Raw genomic sequence first — 17,951 nt, 5'->3', positions numbered from 1 at the left:
GTAGTGACCCATTGCTACGGTGCGGGGATGCGGACTCGCGGCGGCGGAGCGGACGGGGAGCGGCACTGTCCGGCCCGGCGCCCGGAGCTGGTGTCCACGGTGCCGGTGCCGGATGCCTGGCACGAGTCGTACCTGCCGCCGGCGGTCGGCGGCGGGCTGCTGCTCGCCGCCGCGGGTGCCGCGTGCGACGCGGTGGCCGGCACCGTGCCGGCGCTCATCGCGCTGGACGCCCGCTCGGCGGTGGAGCGGTTCCGGGTACGGGTGCCGCTCGGGTGGCGGGGAGCGGAAGGGTGTCAGGTGGGCGTGCCGCGCCCGCTGCCGGACGCCCGCATCCTGCTGCCGGTCTACCAGTGGGACGAGTCGTTCACGGTGTACCTGATCGATGCGGACGGCCGGATCCTGCGCGCGGACGATCTCGCCGACGGCCGGGAGCCGGCCCTGGACGTGTACGGCGCCGATGTGAGCGTCAAGCTGTGGCAGGAGCCGCTCGCCGTGGGGACCGGCGCCTACCTCGCGTCGTGGGTGTACCGCGCCTACTCCTGGCACCTGCAGTGCCGGGACCTGGCGACCGGGGCACTGCGCTGGGAGGCGGCGGAGCGGGCCCTCGCCGCGGCCGGGGACCTCGCCGTCACCGAGACCGCGCCGGGTCAGGACAACGGGGGTGAGATCGTCGGCCGGGCGATCGCCGACGGCCGCGAGCGGTGGCGGCTGCCGCCGTGCCAGATCTTCCCGCGGCGGGCCCGCTCGTTCGGCGTGGTGGTGGGCGACACGGCGGTGCTGGTGGACCGCGGGCGCCGGCTCGCCGCGGAAGCGGCCCGCGAGGAGGCGATCGTCGCGCGCGAGGCGGAGTTCGACGTGGAGTCCGACCTCGACGACCTGGCTCGAGCCTGGGAACGGCAGCATCCGGCGCCGGGGGAGGAGCTGATCGGCTACGACCTGGTCGGCGGGCGTGAGCGATGGCGCTACCCGCTGGGCGGCGAGGTCGTCGCGATCGCCGAGGGCCCCGCGATGGTCTGTGCCGTTGTCGTCGACGGCGAGCGGCGCTACCGGCTGGAGCGGATCCTCGTGGACGGGCCGCGGCCGCGCCGCAGTGAACCCGTCGACATCGACCTCGGTGGCGGCGGCGACGTCGCGCGCCGGGACCCGCCGGTGATCGCGTACGTGGACGCCACCCATCTGCTGCTGGCGGGCTCGACCGAGCTGGTCTGCGTGTCCACCCCCGCGCCGGAGACGGTCGTGTGGCGGCTCCCGTTGCCGGACAGCCCGCTGGCGCCCCGGCCGAACCCCGGCGACCGCCGGATGCTCGGTGCCTCGATCGCCGTCGCGTACGGCCGCGTCTGGGTGCGCGGCACCGACTCGGCATGGATGTTCGTCGAGGCTGCCGGCGCCTCGTAGCCCGCCCGAATCGAACGTGCAGTGACGCCCCGAGCCGCGGATCGGCCTTGCGCGAATCGACCCCGCCGGGTCACCCGCCGTCGTATCGTCGTGATCAGTGCCCCCAGCAACGGTCGATGCGGGGTTCTGCGATGTTGCGGTCAGTCGCCGGCGCCGGCCGGCGGGGGCGCACCGCCGACGCCGCAGTGGACACGAACATCCAGGCGTACCTGCCGGACGCGGCCGACCCGGCGGCCGTTCGGCGGTTCATCGACCTGTGGCGACAGTACCGCGACGCCATGAACAACCAGCTGCTGCCGGCGGCCCGGGCGAACGACTTCGCCACCTTCGTCAAGGTCAGCTCGCAGGTGACGTCGCCGCTCTCCGCGCAGGCCATGACCGAACTGGACACCGCGACCAAGGCGGAGGCGAGCCAGGCCGAGGGCACCGTCGCCGCCGCCCGCTCCACCTACCAGCAGGGCCGGACGGTCCTGTACGCCGTGCTGGGCGCCGGCATCGTGCTCGCGGCGCTGCTGGCCTGGTGGGTCACCCGCATGATCACCAGGTCGCTGCGGCGGGTGAGCGAGGTGCTGTCGGCGGTGGCCGCGGGCGATCTGACCCGCGTGGCCGAGGTGGACTCGGGCGACGAGGTGGGCCAGATGGCGAAGGCCCTCGACGCCGCGACCGGCCGCACCCGGCAGGTGATCGCGGGGGTCGCCGAGACAGCGGGCAGCGTCGCCGCGTCGTCGGAGGAGCTGTCGGTCACCAGCGACCAGATCGCCGCGACCGCGGAGGAGACCAGCGCCCAGGCGGACGTGGTGGCCGCGTCGGCGACCCATGTGTCCGGCAACGTGCAGAGCGTGGTGACCGGCGCCGAGCAGATGGCCGCCTCCATCAGGGAGATCGCGCAGAGCGCCGCCGAGGCCGCCGCGGTCGCCGGGCAGGCCGTACGCGCCGCCCGCAACGCCAACGAGACCGTGGGAAAGCTGGGCTCCTCCTCGACGGAGATCGGCAACGGACTGAACCTGATCACCTCGATCGCGGAGCAGACCAACCTGCTGGCCTTGAACGCCACCATCGAGGCGGCCCGGGCCGGCGACGCTCGTGTCGCAGTTCCGCTTCTGAGTCGAGCCGGCGGCCCGGCGGACGGGGCACGGTTCCGTCCGCGGATCGCGGAACGGCCCAACGGAACATCCATCCCTGAGCGACTACAATCACCAACGGAGACACCCCCCTCAGTCACGCAGGACGGTCAGGGGGACCTGGACGGCGATCGCCGTGCCGGCGGGGCCGGAGGTGTACGCGCGGCCGACCGGGGCGGCGCCGCGGACCTGACTGGAGGTCAGGCGGGCGCCGATGGCGTCGCCCTCGGTGATGGACCTGGGGGACAGGAGCAGGCCGCGGCGGGAGCGGCGGGCGGCGGTGAGCCAGGCGCCCAGGCCGATCGAGAGGGCGTCGGCGGCGCCGGCGTAGACGATGGACTGGCCGTGGTCGCGGCCCGAGGTGGCGACGGCCCGGAGGACCTTGTCGGCGGCGGGGGTGGTGAGCAGGTCGGCGTCGTCCACCAGGATCACCGCCGGACCGCGTAGGTCGGTGAGCGCCGCCTGCACGGCGTCGTTGGCCGGGTCCGGGTCGGTGAAGAGACGGACCTGGGCGTGCCGGGCGAGGGCGCGCAGCGGCGACTCCCGCGGGGTGAACACGATCAGGCCGGTACCGCCGGCCAGCAGCGACACCGCGAGGGTGGCCAGGGCGTTGCTGCGGCCGGTGCCGGGTGCGCCGCCGACGTAGAACGCCGACGTCGTGGCGAGGTCGACGCCGACCGCGGTGCCGTCGTCGCCGCCGACACCGAGCAGCCCCCACATCGGGCGGCGCAGGGACGCGGGGACCTGCTCGTAGGCGTCGGTGAAGGCGACGGACGTGGGCAGGCCGGCGACGGTGAACGGTCGTTGCTGCGCGGGGGTGCCGGCCGCGGCCCCGATCCTGCGCAGGGCGGCGGCCTGGGCCTGGCCGCTGTCGTCGGGGTCCAGGAGCGCGACCTGCGTCTCGGTGCGGGACAGCACGTGCCAGCCGCGGCCGGGCACGATCGTCGCCGGGACCTTGCTCGGCAGGATGCCGACGAGCTGGTAGTCGTTGCGGTCGGCCTGGCGCAGCAGCAGCTTGTGGTCGTTGTGCGCGGCGAGCCGGCCGCCGAGCAGGGCCCGCTCGGAGGTGGCGACGACGTGGATGCCGGCGGCGGCGCCTTCCCGCACGATCCTGGTGACGTCGCCGAGGAGCCGGCCCTGGTCGTGCTCGTCGAGGACCGGGGCGAGGGCGTCCCAGCCGTCGATGAAGAGCAGGATGTGCGGCGGCCGCTCCGCGGCGGGCAGCCGCCGGCGCAGCTCGACGAGCCCGGCGCAGCTGAGCGCGGCGCAGCGTTCCTGCCGCTCGGTGAGCTCCCGGCCGAGGCGGCGCAGGAGGCGTTCGAGGCGTTCCATGTCGTGCCGCGACACCACTGCGCCGCAGTGCGGCAGCGCTTCGAGGGCGGTGAGGCCGCCGCCCGCGGCGTCGATGCCGTAGAGGTGCACGTCGCGGACCTTCGTCCGTTGTGCGGCGGCGCCGGCGATGGTCCGCAGCACCTGGGTCCGGCCGGAGCGCGGCGCGCCGATCACGTAGAGGTGGCCGAACGTGCCGAGGTCGACCGTCGCGACCCGGCGCTGCTGGAGCTGCGGGATGTCTTCGAGCGCGTACGGGATCAGCGGCGGCACGCTCTCGTGCACGGGCGTCTCCCGCTGGACGGTCAGCTCCGCCAGCAGCGCCCGCTCGTGCAGCGCCGGCAGCCACGGGCTCGGCTGCGGCACCAGGTCGGTGAGGCCGGCCGCGGCCTCGTTCACCGCGGCGACGAAGACCTGCAGGTCCGTGGGCACGAGCGCGGTGGGGGCATGCGGGTCGACGTCGGCGGCGGGCAGGTCGACGGGGCGACCGAGCCGCTGCCACGACAGCTCCGCGGTGCGCAGCGGCGCCGCGGCGACAGGTGCGGTGCCCTCGGGGTGCCGGCCGGCCCCGACCCACGCGGCCTGGAACGGCACGGTCGTGCGGTGCCCGGCGCGCACCAGCGCCCGGCCCGGGTTGCCGGGCGAGATGGTGACGGCCTCGCCGGTGTCGATGATGTCCTGGCTCTCCACCGTGTCGGTGACCCGCAGCGCGATCCGCAGGTTGGTGTTGGCCTTGATGTCGGGGGTGACCGCCCCGGCCGGCCGTTGCGTGGCGAGGACGAGATGGATGCCCAGGGACCGGCCCCGCTGCGCGATGCCGATCAGGCCGGGCACGAAGTCCGGCACCTCACGCACGAGGGTGGCGAACTCGTCGATCACCAGCAGCAGCCGCGGTAGCCGGGGCAGCGCCGGGTCGGCGGCGCGTTTCGCCCGGTACGCGGGCAGGTCCTTGCACTCGGCGGCGGCGAGGATCCGCTCCCGGCGGCGGAGCTCGGCGCCGAGGGAGTCCATCGCCCGCTGCACGAGGTGCGCGTCGAGGTCGGTGACCATGCCCAGGGTGTGCGGCAGCTCGGCGCACTCCCGGAATGCGCTGCCGCCCTTGTAGTCGACGAGGACGAAGGTCAGCTCGTCGGGGCGGTTCGCCGCGGCGAGCGACGCCACGAACGCCTGCAGCAGCTCCGACTTCCCGGACCCGGTGGTGCCGGCGACGAGCCCGTGCGGCCCGTCGCGGACCAGGTCCAGCGCGAGCGGCCCGTCGTAGCCGCGGCCGAGCGCGAACGTGGTGCTGGCCGGCCGCTTCTCCCACCGGCGCAGCAGCTCGGCGGGGTCGGGCGGCTCGAGGTCCAGCAGGTCCAGCAGCCGCACCTCGCGGGGGAGCCCGGCGTCGTGCTCGGGGCTGACGTCGCGCAGCGGGGCGAGGCCGCGGGCGAGCCACTCGCACCAGCCGACGTCGACCAGGTCGGCGCGGATGCCGGTGAGGTCGGCGCTGCCGGTACGGCGCAGCGTGACGGTCGTCGCGGCGGCCACGACGACCGCGGTGCACTCCTCCGGCAGGAGCCGCTCCTGCTCGTCGAGGCAGATGCTGAACAGGCGGACCCGCGGGCCCTCGGTGAGCAGCTGCACGACGCCCGGGACGTCCCGCAGCTGGCGGGCGCCGTCGAGGATGACGAGCACGTCGGGGTCGGTGAACATGGCCTTGCCCAGCGACGAGCCGAGTGCCCTCTGGCGCGCCTGCACCTGGGCGACCAGCTCGGCGACGCGGTTGGCGACGCTCTCCGGGTCGTTGCCGACGCTGACCATCGGGCCGCCCCCACCGGCGGGCCGCAGGTGCGGCAGCCACCGGACCCAGTCCCAGCCGTCGCTGCGCTGCGGCTCGGTGAGCACCACCACCCGCAGGTCGCGGGGGCTGTGCAGGACGGCGCTCTGCGCGACGAACCAGCGCGCCAGCGCCTGTACCGGCGCGGCCGGGCCGGCGACGCCGACGACGCCGTATTCGGCGAGCTCCAGGCCGACCGGCACGTCCTGGATGTTCCAGCGCACCGTGCGGTGGTTCTCGTCCCGGCCCGGGTCGTCGATCTCCTTCACGGACGGCAGGTCGGCGGTGCCGAGCCGGACCAGCAGGTGGTCGGGGTCCCGCCGGCGCCGCTCCCACAGCCGCACCCCGGGGCCGGTCGCGACGAGGCCGAGCGTCGCCGGGTCGGGTCCGGTCACGCAGCGCACGTGCCGCTCCTGCCGGACCGCGTCGTGGATCTCGCGTTGCAGGGAGTCCATCCGCAGCCGGTACCGCCGCCACTGGTCCTCGTGCTGTTTGCGGTTGCCGCGCCGCCCGACCATCCAGTTGGTGACCGCCATGACCGGCGTGAACAGGATGAAGACCAGGTAGAAGTACGAGCGGAACACCCCGACGAGGACCAGCCCGAGCACGATCGGTGCGACGAGCATCAGCATCGGGAAGGGCTGGCGCGGCGGCTTGGTCGGAGGGTTCGGCAGCCGGACCCGCTCGGCGTCCAGATGCGGCGCGATCCGCGGCGGCCGGTTGTAGTCCAGGCCGATCCCGTCGGCGGCGTCCGTGACCGCGGCGTCGGCCGCCACCGGGGCGACGAGCCTCAGCAGGACCGGACCGACGGCAAGGTCGGTGCCGGGCTCCCAGCGCCGGCCGGGCTCGTCGTCGTGCTGCGCGTCCGGTACGGGCGGCCGTCCGGCGCTCTCGAGGGTGATGCCGGTTTCCGGGTCGAACGCGTACGGCGGCTCCACGACCGCCGGTCTGACCTCGCCGTCGTCGCCGGGCTCGCGGTGCCACGTCACGGTCCCTCGGGTGGAGACCGTCACCCAGAGCCCGCCGGTGGGCGCGTCGGGGCCGTCGACGCTGATCGCGCAGTGATCGGCGGCGCCGATCTCCCAGCTGCCCGGGGTGAGCCGCCAGCTCCGGCCGGCGGCCGGCCCGGAGACCGCGTGCAGCTCGACGAGCACCGGGCCGGCGTCGGCCGGGTCGGGCCGGACCAGGTCCCGTCGCCGGACGGGCCGGCCCAGACCCAGGACCGCTCCCGACCGGATGCCGGAGCCGTGCACCGGGGCGGAGAGGGGCACCTCGACGCCGTCGAGGTACACCTTCCTGGCCGGCCCGGCTCCGGCCAGGAACCTGGCCGCGCTCCCGTCGTCGGCGGGCCGGTCGAGGGCGGCGCTGAGCTCGGCCACGGTGCAGGCGCCGGGCAGGTCGACGAGGTGGTCCCGGCGCGTCCCGTCGATGCCGTCGACGGTGGTGAGTGTGAGGTTCATGCCGGCATCCCCGTGGTCGCGGACACGCCCGGGGCGGGGCGCTCCGGCTCGTCGAACTCGTCCTCGTCGTGCGTGGTGGCGCTGACCGGCCGGATGGGCGGCGGCGCCCCGGCGCTGGCAGCGTCCCCCGGCGGCGGCACTGCCGGCCGATGCGAGGGCGCTGCCGCCTGCGGGTCCGCCTCCGGAGCCGTCGCTGCCCGGTCCGGCGGCCGGGACGTCGGGTCGCCTCGGTCCGGCGGCCGGGACGACGGGTCGTCGAGGGAGGCCACGAAGGCGTCCTCGTCCAGGAGTGGGCCGGTGTCCGGGCGCCGGGGCGCGGGCGGGATCGTCGCGAGCGTGCGGACGACCGATCTCGGCAGCGCGGTGACGTCGAGGACGAGCGGGGTGCCGGCCGGGCGGACGAGTCCCGTGCGGTCGGCGGCGAGCAGCCTGGCATGGCCCTGGGCGCCGCCGATGCGGACGGTGCGCAGATCGGTGCGCGTGCTGCCGGGTACACCCGCGCAGATGAGGAACTCGCTGGCCGGCGTGGTCAGTTCGCCGGCGAACCCGGGATGCACGCCGGGACCGATGGTGACCACGCCGCCGGGCAGGCGGGCCTCGAGCTGGGCGGCGATCGACTGCACGAGCGCGCGGCCGGTGCGGTCGTCGCCGGTCGTGGCGACGGTGGCGGGGCCGGCGGTGAGGTCGAGGAAGACCACGCCGCCGCGGGCGTCCTCCACGCCGGCCGCCACCAGCACCGGGGTCGCGTCGCCGGGTGCGCCCAGGTCCGGTGGGGTCCACCACAGCAGCGGGTCGTCCTCGTCGGCGGTCCACGGCGAGTCGTCGGGGACCACGCAGGGTGCCCCGGCGAAGTACACGCCGACGGCGTCGCCGGCGAGGATCACGGCGTAGGGCTGCCGCCGGCCGGGCAGCGGGATGTCGCGCAGCGCCGCTTCGGCGGTCGTCCAGGTCTGCGGGTCGGCGAGCAGTCCTCTGAGGAGTTTGAGCCGTCGCCGGTACCGCCACCAGCGCCGGACGGGCCGCCCGAACGCCGCCGCCGTCCGCCGCACCTCGTGGGCGAACCGGCGCCGCACCACCCGCCAGCCGCCGGCCCGCCGCACCGCGCGCTGGAGCAGGACGAGGGCGAGCACGAGCAGGCCGAGACCGCCGAGCAGGGCGCTGATCGGCCCGCGGTGCGCCGACAGGTACGCGATCATGCCGCCTCCCCGAGGACCACGCGCATGGCCCGCAGCGCGTGGTGGGTGCGGGACTTCACGGTGCCGCGGGGGATGCCGAGCGCCGCCGCGGTGTCGTCGCCGCCGCGTCCGAACAGGTGGACGTGCACCAGGATCTCGCGGTGCCGGGCCGGCAGCTGCCGCAGCCCGTGCACCAGGAGGTGCCGGTCGGCGACGGTCTCGGCCAGGTCGCCGCGGTCGGCCCGCTCGGGGAACAGGTCGGCCGCGATCCCGATCGGCACGCTGCGGTCCTTGCGCCAGGCGTCGACGACGAGGTTTCGCGCGATCCTGAACAGCCACTGCCGGATCGGCCGCTCGGCCCAGTCGAGCTGGTCGGCGTGCTGCCACGCGCGCAGCAGGGTCTCCTGCACGATGTCCTCGGCCTGGTGCAGGTCGGGGGCGACGAGCCGGGTCACGTAGCGGTGCAGGGCGGCGCGTTGTTCGCCGAGGTCGCGGGCGGCATCGCCAGAGCTCACGTTGGGCGCAGCCTTTCGCGTACATTCGTACGAAGCGCTCGGATGGTCGTTCATTGAGCACTTCCGTGCCCACACTTACAGCGCCGGATTGCCTACGGGTAGCCGAAGATGAACATGGCGTGTTCATTCATTGGCCGACAGCTATACGACGTCGACGCGTACGAGGGACGCCACTGGATCCGCGTGTCGTCGCGTGTAGCGGGCGCGTCGGGCTCGGGCTTGATGTTGACGTCGAGGTCAACGGCTACTCCGACGACATGCTGTGGCGTATGTCCCGCCGCTACGGCGGCGAAGCGGTCGCAATCAGCGTCGTTGAACGGCCGAAGACCTACCCGGCATCACGTCAGGCGGATACGAGCCAGTTCTTCGGCGGCGCCGCAGTCACCGGCCCCTGTCCTGCGCCCTTGGACGGCCGCACCGTTGCCCGGTGTCTGCCGGGCCGGTCCAGCAGTGCCGCGCCCGAGTTCCATCCGGCAGACCCGTAGACCTGGAGCTCACCGGTGAACGTCCGGCCACTGGGGTGCAGGATCCGGCCGCCGCGTTTCCGCGACGCGGTGCCGGCGATGGACTCGAAGACGTTCATTCGCAACGCGTTGCCGGTCCGGTCCGCCGTGAACATCCGTCTGCCGGAAATCGACTTGATGACTGTGCCGCCGTGGTCACCGGTCACCTCCGGCGGTAGCCCCGAAGCCTCACCCGATGGTTCATCCGCGGGGTAGCGGGAAGTGAGCGCCGGAGGCCGATGCTGCGACTCCGCTGAGCTGCACCGGGATTGACGCATTGACACGTGCGCTGCGGGCAGGTTCGCCACCCGAACAACCTACCGGGACGGTGAGAGACCCACCGTCCCGGCGGCCGACCCGGGCGAGCAGCGGGTGCAGCGGCGCGCACTACCGGTTGAACTGGAACCAGTTGAGGTTGACGAAGTCGGCGCCCGCTGTACCGGTGAACGTGATGAAGACGGTGTGGACGCCGGTGGCCGTGCCGGTCAGGTTGGTGGTGGTGCTGGTCCAGGCCTGCCAGCCGCCGGTGGAAGTGACCGGGACGCTGGCGATGATCGGGCCGGTGGTGGTGTCCAGGCGGTACTGGATGGTGCCGTTGCCCGCGCCGGACGCCAGCCGCGTGGTCACCGATGCCGCGGTCGGGGTGCCGAAGTCCACGTTGGTGTAGCCGAGCCAGTCGCCGGGCGTGACGTAGCCGACGTTCTGGCCGCCGCCGGTGTCGGTGGTGGCCTCGGTCTGGGTGCCGGACTGGCTGCTGAATCCCTCCGCCTGCCGGACGCTGTAGGCGTTGGGGAGGCCGCCGCCGGCGGTGAACTGCAGCCAGTTGAGGTTGACGAAGTCGGTGCCCGCGGTGCCGGTGAAGGTGAGGTACAGCCGGTGCACGCCGGTGGCCGTGCCGGTCAGGTTGGTGGTGGTGCTGGTCCAGGCCTGCCAGCCGCCGGTGGAGGTGACCGGGACGCTGGCGATGATCGGGCCGGTGGCGGAGTCCAGGCGGTACTGGATGGTGCCGCTGCCCGCGCCGGAGGCCAGCCGGGTCGTGACCGAGGCCGGCGACGCCGCGCCGAAGTCGAGGTCGTAGGCGAGCGTGTCGCCGGGCGTGACGTAGCCGACGTTCTGGCCGCCGCCGGTGTCGGTGGTGGTCTCGATCTGCGTACCGGACTGCGCGTTGTAGCTCTCGGCCTGGATCTGGGTGTACGCGCTGCGGGTCACCGGCGGCGTGCCCCACGGGACCTGCGGCGAGCTGTAGAAGTTGATCCCCTGTACCGTCCACCGTGGACCCTGGGCGCCGAGCCGTACCTTGAAGGTGTCCCAGTTGCGCGCCGACTGCGGCGACCACGCCAGCTCGGCGAGTGCGGGCAGCCGCGGGAACGCCATGAACTCGATGCCGGCCAGGTTCGTGATCGTCTCGGTCCACAGTGGAGCTTCGACGCCAAGGATCGCGCTGGCCGGAACGCCTGAGAGGTAGGCGCCCGGGTCCCAGTTGTAGGCGGTCTGCACCTCGATCAGGCCGGCCCACGTCTGGCCGAGCGGGGTCGAGTTGGTGTACTTCATGTCGAGGTACGCCTTGTTCGCCGGCGACAGCAGGATCTTGTCGCCCTTGCTCACCGCCGCGCTCAGGTCGGCGTCCGATGTGGACGTTCCCCAGTACTGCGCGACCCGGTTCGTCGTGTGGGCGGCCTGACCGATCTGGTGCCAGCCCATGACGGTCTTGCCGGCGGTGCCGACGAAGGGCTGGATGCGGTTCATGAAGGTGGTGTAGTCGGCCGGCGGGGTGCTCGACGCCTCGTCGCCGCCGATGTGCAGGTACGGCCCGGGGGTGATGGCGGCGAGCTCGTTGAGCACCTGCTGCACGAACGTGTAGGTGACCTCCTTGCTGACGCACAACGAGCTGAAGCCGACGGCCGTGCCGGTGTAGAGCGGCGGGGCCGTGTTGTTGCAGTTGAGCTGCGCGTAGGAGGCGAGCGCGGCGTTGGTGTGCCCCGGCATGTCGATCTCGGGCACGATGGTGATCTGCCGCGACGCCGCGTAGGAGACCAGGTCGGAGTACTGCGCCTTGGTGTAGTAGCCGCCCGCGCCGCCGCCGACCTGGGTGCTGCCGCCGACGGTCGTCAGCTGCGGCCAGGCGTCGATCACGATGCGCCAGCCCTGGTCGTCGGAGAGATGCAGGTGCAAGGTATTGATCTTGTACTGCGCGATCTCGTCGATGTACCGCTTCACCACATCGGGGGCGAAGAAGTGCCGGGACACGTCGAGCATCGCGCCGCGGTACCCGTACCGCGGGAAATCGACGATCCGGCCGCCGGTGACCGTCCACGGTCCACTCTGGATGGTCCGCGCCTCGACGCTCGCCGGCAGCAGCTGCCGCAGCGTCTGCACTCCGTGAAACAGCCCTGCCGTGGTCTGGGCGCGGAGCGTGACGGCGGCGGCGGTCACGTCGAGCTGATAGCCCTCGGTGCCCACGCTGGGGTCGGCGCCGGACAGCAGTAGCGCGATGCCGCTCGCCGGCGTGCCGGTCGTGGTGGAGACCGGCAGCGCGTAACCGGTCGACGGGCGGAGGATGCCGGCGAGGTAGTCGCCGACGTCGGTGGCGCCGGCCGCGGTCTGAATCGCGGCGTTCGACGGCAGCGTGTAGGTCACGCCGGCCGCGGGCTGCACCGACACCGGTGCGGGCACGACGTCGGAGAGACTCACCGCGGCGCTGGCCGGGGAGCCTGCCAGCACCCAGGCGGCGCCGGCGGCGACGGTCACGACGGCCGCGGCGGAGGCCAGCAGCAGGCTGCGCGGGGAACGGTGCACGGCATCCTCCGGCGAAACTGTTAAGTTACCTGCGAATTTGACGGGAGGCTATGTCCTGGGCGGGGGCGTGTCAAGGACCTTCACGCGCCAGACCTGTGCCGCACCGGGCGGCCTGTCATTCGGCGGTGGGCGCGGGCCGTCAACTTCTTGCGCACAGTTTGCCCACCGGGCCGGTCGTACGGTCACCACGCTGCACCGACGCGTAGACCGTATCGAAGGAGAACCCGATGACCGTGCCTGATCCGGTGGCAGGCGATGCACCGCCGTTCTGGTTCCTCGGCGGAGACGACATGACGACCGAACACCAGGCGAGCCGTCGCACGGTCCTCGGGCTGCTGAGCGCCACGGCCGTGCCCGCCGCGGCCCTGATGCTGCCGGGCGGTGCGCACGCGGCACCGGCCGGCGCGGGAGGGCTGCCGGACTACCTGCCGATCCCCAGCGGCTCTGCCGGGCCCGAGCTCAACGCCGACGGATACCACGTCGGGCGGATCAAGGACGAGCTGTACTGGGTCACCGACGGCTTCTACCAGGCGATGCTGCTGAGCACCCGCGACGGCGTCGTCCTCGTGGACGCCCCGCCGACCATCGGCCACAACCTGCTGCGGGCGGTCCAGGACGTGACCAGGGCGAACGGGCGGCCCGGACAGGTCACGCACCTGGTCTACTCCCACTCCCACGCCGACCACATCGGCGCCGCCGTGCTGTTCGGCCGGCGGGTCGAGCGCATCGCGCACGTGGAGACGAAGCGGCTGTTGCGCGCCGCGGGCGACCCGAACCGGCCGCTGCCGACGGTCACGTTCGAGGACCGGCACGTGCTGCGCGTCGGCGGTGAACGGCTGGAACTGGCGTACCACGGGCCCAACCACTCACCCGACAACATCTTCGTCCACGCGCCGGCCCACGCCACGCTCATGGTCGTGGACGTGCTCTACCCGGGATGGGTGCCGTTCAAGAACCTCGCCGTGTCACAGGACATCCCGGGCTGGACGGACGCGCAGCGCAGAGCGATGCAGTACCCGTGGACCACGCTCGTCGGCGGTCACCTCGGCAGGCTCGGCACCCGCGCCGACGGTGACCTGCAACGCCAGTACGTCATCGACCTGGAGGCGAGCGCCCGGGCGACGCTGGCCGCTCTGGACCCCGCACCGTTCTTCGGCAAGTACCTGCCGGCCGGCAACGCGTGGGCGATCTTCAAGACCTACCTCGAGGAGGCCGCGCGGCGCACCGCCGAGCCCGTCGCGGCCAAGTACGCCGGGGTGCTGGCCGCGGCCGACGTGTTCACCGTCGACAACGCCTTCGCCATGATCGAGTCACTGCGCATCGACGCCGGCGTGCTCGGGCCCTTCAGCGTCCGCCCCTGATCCGCCCTGATCCGGGCGCCCGACCACCGGCTACGACTACGACACCTTCGCCGCCGACCTGCACGCCCTCATGACGCGGCTCGACCTGCGCGACACCGTCCTGGTCGGCTTCTCCATGGGCTCCGGTGAGGTCGGCCGGTACCTCGGCACGTACGGCTCGGAACGGGTCGGCGCCGCCGCGTTCATCGCCGCGCTCGAACCGTTCCTGCTGCGTACCGACGACAACCCGGCCGGCGTCGACGGCGCCGTGTTCGACGGCATCCTCGAGGCCGTCACCAGGGACCGGTACGCCTACTTCACCGACTTCTACAACGACTTCTACAACGTCGACGAGAACCTCGGCACCCGGTTGAGCAGCCAGGTCGTCGACGCCAGCTGGATGGTGGCCGCGGGCGCGTCGGCCCACGCGTCGGTCGCCGCGGTCCCGACCTGGACGACCGACTTCCGTGCCGACATCGCCAGGATCGACGTCCCGGCCCTGATCGTGCACGGCACCGCGGACCGTATCCTGCCGATCGACGCGACCGCCCGCCCGTTCCGGCGGCTGCTGCCGCAGGCGTCCTACGTGGAGATCGAGGGCGCACCGCACGGCCTGCTGTGGACCCACGCCGAGGAGGTCAACGCCGCACTGCTGACCTTCCTCAAGCGATGACCCGGCAGCGTCCCACCCCACTTCAAGGAGCCCTCGTGTCGAAGCTCGCCCGATCCGTCATCGTCGCCGTCACCGCGGCCGGCGCCGCCCTGGCCCTGACCGTGCCGGCGGCGGCCGGCCACCCGCAGCGCCCCAAACCGACCGTCGTGCTGGTGCACGGCGCCTGGGCGGACGCGTCCGGCTGGGACAAGGTCACCAGCCGCCTGCAGCACGACGGGTACACCGTCCTCGCCGCACCGGACCCGCTGCGCGGTCTCAGCGGCGACGCGGCGTACCTGGCGGCGTTCCTGCAGCAGCGCACCACCGGACCGGTCATCCTCGTCGGGCACTCCTACGGCGGCGCCGTGATCAGCAACGCCGCCCTGTCCGACCCGGACGTGACGGCCCTCGTGTACGTCAACGCGTTCGTCCCCGACCAGGGCGAATCGGTGCTCGGCCTGCAGTCCGGCGGCGACCCGGCCGCCCTGTTCGACGTCGTGCAGTACCCGGGCGCACCCGCCGGCGACGCCGAGCTGTACATCAAGACCGCCGTCTACCCGCAGGTGTTCGCCGCCGACCTGCCCGCCGCGACCGCGGCGACGATGGCGGCCGCGCAACGGCCGGTCACGCTCAGCGCACTGCTGGAGCCGTCCGGGCCCGTCGCCTGGAAGGCGCTGCCGAGCTGGTACGTGCTGGGCACCGCCGACAACATCCTGCCCCCGGCCCTGCAGCAGCAGATGGCCGACCGGGCCGGGAGCAGGGTCACGAAGGTCAAGGCGGCGCACCTGTCGATGGTGTCCAGGCCGGACGTGGTGACCACGGTCATCGAGTCGGCGGCCCGAGCCACCACCTGACGCCTCGAGCGGTACGCCACCGATGTCACCGGCACCGTGGTGGAGGGCTCCGGCCACTGGCTCTACGAGGAGCGGCCCGCCGAGATGACGAGGCTGCTCATCGACCTCCTGCGTTGAGTCCGCCGGCCAGCTGGTTCAGCCTCGGCTGGACCAGCTCCGGCTGCGGCGGCTGCAGGCCTTGCAGGATGCGCAGCGCCACCCGCCAGACGAGCCCCGCGGCGTCGGTGTCACCGGCGTCGTGGTGCACGTCGCCCAGCCTGATCAGCGACGCGGCCTCCTGGCACGAGTCACCCTCCTTGGCGTACAGCTCGACCGCCCGCCGGTAGTGACGGACCGCCTGCGGGTGGTCGTGCAGGCCGTGGTGGATGGCGCCGAGACTGTCCAGGCATGCCGCCTCGCCGTGCCGGTCGCCCAGCTCGCGGAACAGCTCCAGCGCCTGCTCGCAGCGCGGCTCGCCGAGGCGGGGCCGACCGAGCGTGGTGTACGCGAACCCGATCTCGTTGAGCGCCTTGGCCAGCCCGAGCCGGTGCCCGGCGGCCCGGTACAGCTTCTCGGCCCGCAGGCAGTGCCGCAGCAGCCGGTCGTACCGGCCGCCGACCTGGTACGAGTAGCCGATGCCACGCTCGACGTGGGCCTGGCAGACGAGGTCACCGAGGGCGACATAGCCGTCCAGGGCGGCGGCGAAGTGGGTGCGTGCCTCCTCCGGACACCCCGCCCCGGTCAGCGCGTGACCGAGGTCGCGGTGCGCGTCGGCGAGGACCGCCGGGTCGGCCAGGCGCCGTGCCGCGGCGAGCGCGGTCCTGCGGTTGGCGACCAGATCGTGCACATGCCCCTGGCGGCGCTGGAACGTGTCCAGCGTCCACGCCAGCTGCCAGGTGAGCTCGTCCGCCCCGGCGGCGGCGAGGCGGACGACGAACGCCTGCAGCGCCCGGTATTCCGCGGTGAGCCAGGACAGGGCCCGGTCCTGGTCGGCGAGCGGCTCGACGGTCGTGCCCGGCCCGGGCGCGGTGAGGACGATCGGTTCCCGCCCCGGCGCCAGCAGCAGCGCGGCCCGGTGCGCGGTGTGCAGGTAGTGCTCCACCAGCCGGGCACCGGCGGCACCGCGTTCCGCGTCGGGCTCGACGGTGTGGACGAGGTCCGCGGCGTACGCCCGGACCAGGTCGTGAAAGGCGAACCGGGCCGGGGTGTGCTCGGTGACGAGGCCGGTGCGGACCAGCTCGCCGAGCTGCGGCCTGACCCGTCCCGGCGCGAGACCGGCGAGGCTCGCCGCGGCGAGGACCGGCACGTCCGCGCCGGGGTGCAGGCCGAGCAGCCGGAACAGTCGTGCCGCGTCGGCGTTGAGCGCACGGTACGACCAGGAGAACACCGTCCGGACGTCGCTGTCCGGGTCGCCGGTGGTGAGCGTGTCCAGCCGGCCGCTCTCGTCGCGCAGCTCCGCGGCCAGGACCCCCATCGGCAGGTGCGGGTCCGTGGCGCCGCGGGCGGCGACGATGGCCAGGGCGAGCGGCAGCCCGGCGCACCGGCCCACGATCTCGTCGACGGCCCGCGGGTCGGCGGCGACCCGTGCGGCGCCGAGCCGGTGCACCAGCAGCTGGCGGCCTTCGTCGGGCGAGAACAGGCCGAGCGGGATCGGGGTGGCGCCGTCGGAGGCGATGAGCCCGGCGAGCCGGTCGCGGCTCGTCACCAGCACGAGGCAGCCGACCGTGCCGGGCAGCAACGGGCGGACCTGGGCGGTGTCGCGGGCGTTGTCGAGCAGCACCAGCATGCGCCGGCCGGCCAGTTCGCTGCGGTACAGCGCGGCGCGGGCGTCGAGGCTCGCCGGGATCCGGTGCGGCTGGACGCCGAGCGCCTCCAGGAATCGGGCCAGGGCCTCGGACGGGTCCATCACCTGCCCGGTGGGGGAGAAGCCGTGCAGGTCGACGTACAGCTGGCCGTCGGGGTAGCGGCCGGCGACCTGGTGCGCCCAGTGCACCGCAAGGGTGGTCTTGCCGATGCCGGCCATGCCGCTGATCGAGCCGATCACGACCGAGGTCGGGGAGGCGTCGCCGGGCAGCAGGGCCAGGGCGGCGGCCAGCTCGGCGCGGCGGCCGGTGAACGTGGCCGGGTCCAGTGGCAGCTGGGCGACCCGCGGGGTCACCGGCACGGTCGGCGCCGGCACGGCTGACGGGTCCGGCGCGGTCGGGCGCAGGACCCGGTCGCGTGCGGCGGCCACCTCGGCACCGGGGTCGAGGCCGAGGTCGTCGCGCAGACGGGCCCGGACGGTGTCGTAGCGGCGCAGCGCCGCCGCCTGCTGGCCGGTCGCGGCGAGCAGCAGCATGAGTCGTGCCTGCAACGCCTCGTCCAGCGGGGCCCGGTCGGCGGCGGCCTCCACCGCCCGCAGCACCACCGCCGGTGCCCCCGCGGCGAGCGCGGCGTCGGCCGCCTCACGGGCCGTGGCCTCGTACTCCCGGTCCAGTGCGGCGAAGACCGGCAGCCCGCGGATCTCCGCGGCGACGGTGCCGGCCGCGGGCCCCTGCCAGAGGTCCAGCGCCTGCCCGAACAGCGCCACCCGGGACCCCGCGTCGCCGTCGGCCCTGGCCTGCGCCAGCAACCGCCGGAACCGCAGCAGGTCCACCGTGTCGGCGTCGCCGTCGAGCCGGTACCCGCCGCCGGCGCGGGTCAGCCAGCGGCCCGCGCTGCGGGTCGCCAGGTCCGGCTCCAGGGCTCGGCGGAGCATCCCGACGCTGCGGTGCACCGCGTTGACGGCCGACGCCGGCGGGTCCTCGCCCCACAGGACGTCCACGATCTCCGCCAGCCCGACCGGCTGCCCGGCCCGGGCCAGCAGCACCGCGAGCACGGACCGCTGCTGGGGGGCGCCGAGGTCGACCTCTGCGTCGGACCGCCGGACCCGGACCGGTCCCAGGACGGTGAACCACATGTTGGCCATGACCGGACGGTAGAGCCCCGGCGGCAGGCGTCGCTTGTGTCATGTGACGGTACGTGGCATGACGGCGAA

At 73.9% G+C, this 17,951-nt stretch carries 9 protein-coding genes and 2 pseudogenes; 5 read left to right on the top strand and 6 right to left on the bottom strand.

Features of this window, described 5'->3' with window-relative positions; genetic code table 11:
- Window positions 1–27 precede the first annotated feature (27 nt).
- Window positions 28–1,395, top strand: coding sequence for a hypothetical protein (locus AB0J72_RS17075; RefSeq protein ID WP_363399656.1), 1,368 nt, complete (start codon window positions 28–30; stop codon window positions 1,393–1,395).
- Between the two features lie 131 nt (window positions 1,396–1,526).
- The gene (locus tag AB0J72_RS17070) at window positions 1,527–2,963 is read left to right on the top strand and encodes a methyl-accepting chemotaxis protein (RefSeq protein WP_363399654.1); all 1,437 of its coding nucleotides are present in this window, start codon (window positions 1,527–1,529) and stop codon (window positions 2,961–2,963) included.
- A gap of 630 nt (window positions 2,964–3,593) precedes the next feature.
- Here AB0J72_RS17070 and AB0J72_RS17065 read toward each other — a convergent pair.
- From AB0J72_RS17065 to AB0J72_RS17045, 5 genes and pseudogenes are all read right to left on the bottom strand, one after another.
- A pseudogene (locus AB0J72_RS17065) lies at window positions 3,594–5,537 on the bottom strand (FtsK/SpoIIIE domain-containing protein); the annotation flags it as partial.
- Between the two features lie 1,580 nt (window positions 5,538–7,117).
- Window positions 7,118–8,317 (bottom strand): hypothetical protein, encoded by a 1,200-nt coding sequence (locus AB0J72_RS17060; RefSeq protein ID WP_363399652.1) that lies wholly within the window; start codon window positions 8,315–8,317, stop codon window positions 7,118–7,120.
- Window positions 8,314–8,811, bottom strand: coding sequence for a sigma-70 family RNA polymerase sigma factor (locus tag AB0J72_RS17055; protein WP_363399650.1), 498 nt, complete (start codon window positions 8,809–8,811; stop codon window positions 8,314–8,316). The genes AB0J72_RS17060 and AB0J72_RS17055 overlap by 4 nt, the downstream gene beginning before the upstream one ends.
- 343 nt (window positions 8,812–9,154) lie before the next feature.
- Window positions 9,155–9,622, bottom strand: coding sequence for a hypothetical protein (locus AB0J72_RS17050; RefSeq protein ID WP_363399648.1), 468 nt, complete (start codon window positions 9,620–9,622; stop codon window positions 9,155–9,157).
- 79 nt (window positions 9,623–9,701) lie between these two features.
- Window positions 9,702–12,110: a family 20 glycosylhydrolase gene (locus tag AB0J72_RS17045; RefSeq protein ID WP_363399646.1), complete on the bottom strand. Its 2,409-nt coding sequence runs from the start codon at window positions 12,108–12,110 to the stop codon at window positions 9,702–9,704.
- Between the two features lie 227 nt (window positions 12,111–12,337).
- On the opposite strand from AB0J72_RS17045, the gene AB0J72_RS17040 reads away from it, so the two are divergent.
- From AB0J72_RS17040 to AB0J72_RS17030, 3 genes and pseudogenes are all read left to right on the top strand, one after another.
- Window positions 12,338–13,471 carry an MBL fold metallo-hydrolase gene (locus AB0J72_RS17040; protein WP_363399644.1) on the top strand — a complete coding sequence of 378 codons (1,134 nt, stop codon included), beginning with the start codon at window positions 12,338–12,340 and terminating at the stop codon, window positions 13,469–13,471.
- A 16-nt stretch (window positions 13,472–13,487) separates the two neighbouring features.
- A pseudogene (locus AB0J72_RS17035) lies at window positions 13,488–14,123 on the top strand (alpha/beta hydrolase); the annotation flags it as partial.
- Window positions 14,124–14,158: 35 nt separating this feature from the next.
- Complete coding sequence (locus AB0J72_RS17030) at window positions 14,159–14,956, top strand: alpha/beta hydrolase (protein ID WP_363399642.1); 798 nt, start codon at window positions 14,159–14,161, stop codon at window positions 14,954–14,956.
- A gap of 97 nt (window positions 14,957–15,053) precedes the next feature.
- Here AB0J72_RS17030 and AB0J72_RS17025 read toward each other — a convergent pair whose 3' ends face one another.
- Window positions 15,054–17,882 (bottom strand): BTAD domain-containing putative transcriptional regulator, encoded by a 2,829-nt coding sequence (locus AB0J72_RS17025; RefSeq protein ID WP_363399640.1) that lies wholly within the window; start codon window positions 17,880–17,882, stop codon window positions 15,054–15,056.
- Between the last annotated feature and the right edge of the window lie 69 nt (window positions 17,883–17,951).

Source organism: Dactylosporangium sp. NPDC049742 (assembly GCF_040674675.1).
GTDB lineage: Bacteria > Actinomycetota > Actinomycetes > Mycobacteriales > Micromonosporaceae > Dactylosporangium > Dactylosporangium maewongense.
The sequence above is the reverse complement of the archived record's forward strand: the minus strand, read 5'-3'. Positions and strand labels throughout refer to the sequence as shown.

Excerpts from the sequence above, each read along its gene's own strand:
- AB0J72_RS17075 (WP_363399656.1), top strand. The coding sequence starts at position 28 with ATGCGGACTCGCGGCGGCGGAGCGGACGGGGAGCGGCACTGTCCGGCC.
- AB0J72_RS17070 (WP_363399654.1), top strand. The coding sequence starts at position 1,527 with ATGTTGCGGTCAGTCGCCGGCGCCGGCCGGCGGGGGCGCACCGCCGAC.
- AB0J72_RS17060 (WP_363399652.1), bottom strand. The coding sequence starts at position 8,317 with ATGATCGCGTACCTGTCGGCGCACCGCGGGCCGATCAGCGCCCTGCTC.
- AB0J72_RS17040 (WP_363399644.1), top strand. The coding sequence starts at position 12,338 with ATGACCGTGCCTGATCCGGTGGCAGGCGATGCACCGCCGTTCTGGTTC.
- AB0J72_RS17025 (WP_363399640.1), bottom strand. The coding sequence starts at position 17,882 with ATGGCCAACATGTGGTTCACCGTCCTGGGACCGGTCCGGGTCCGGCGG.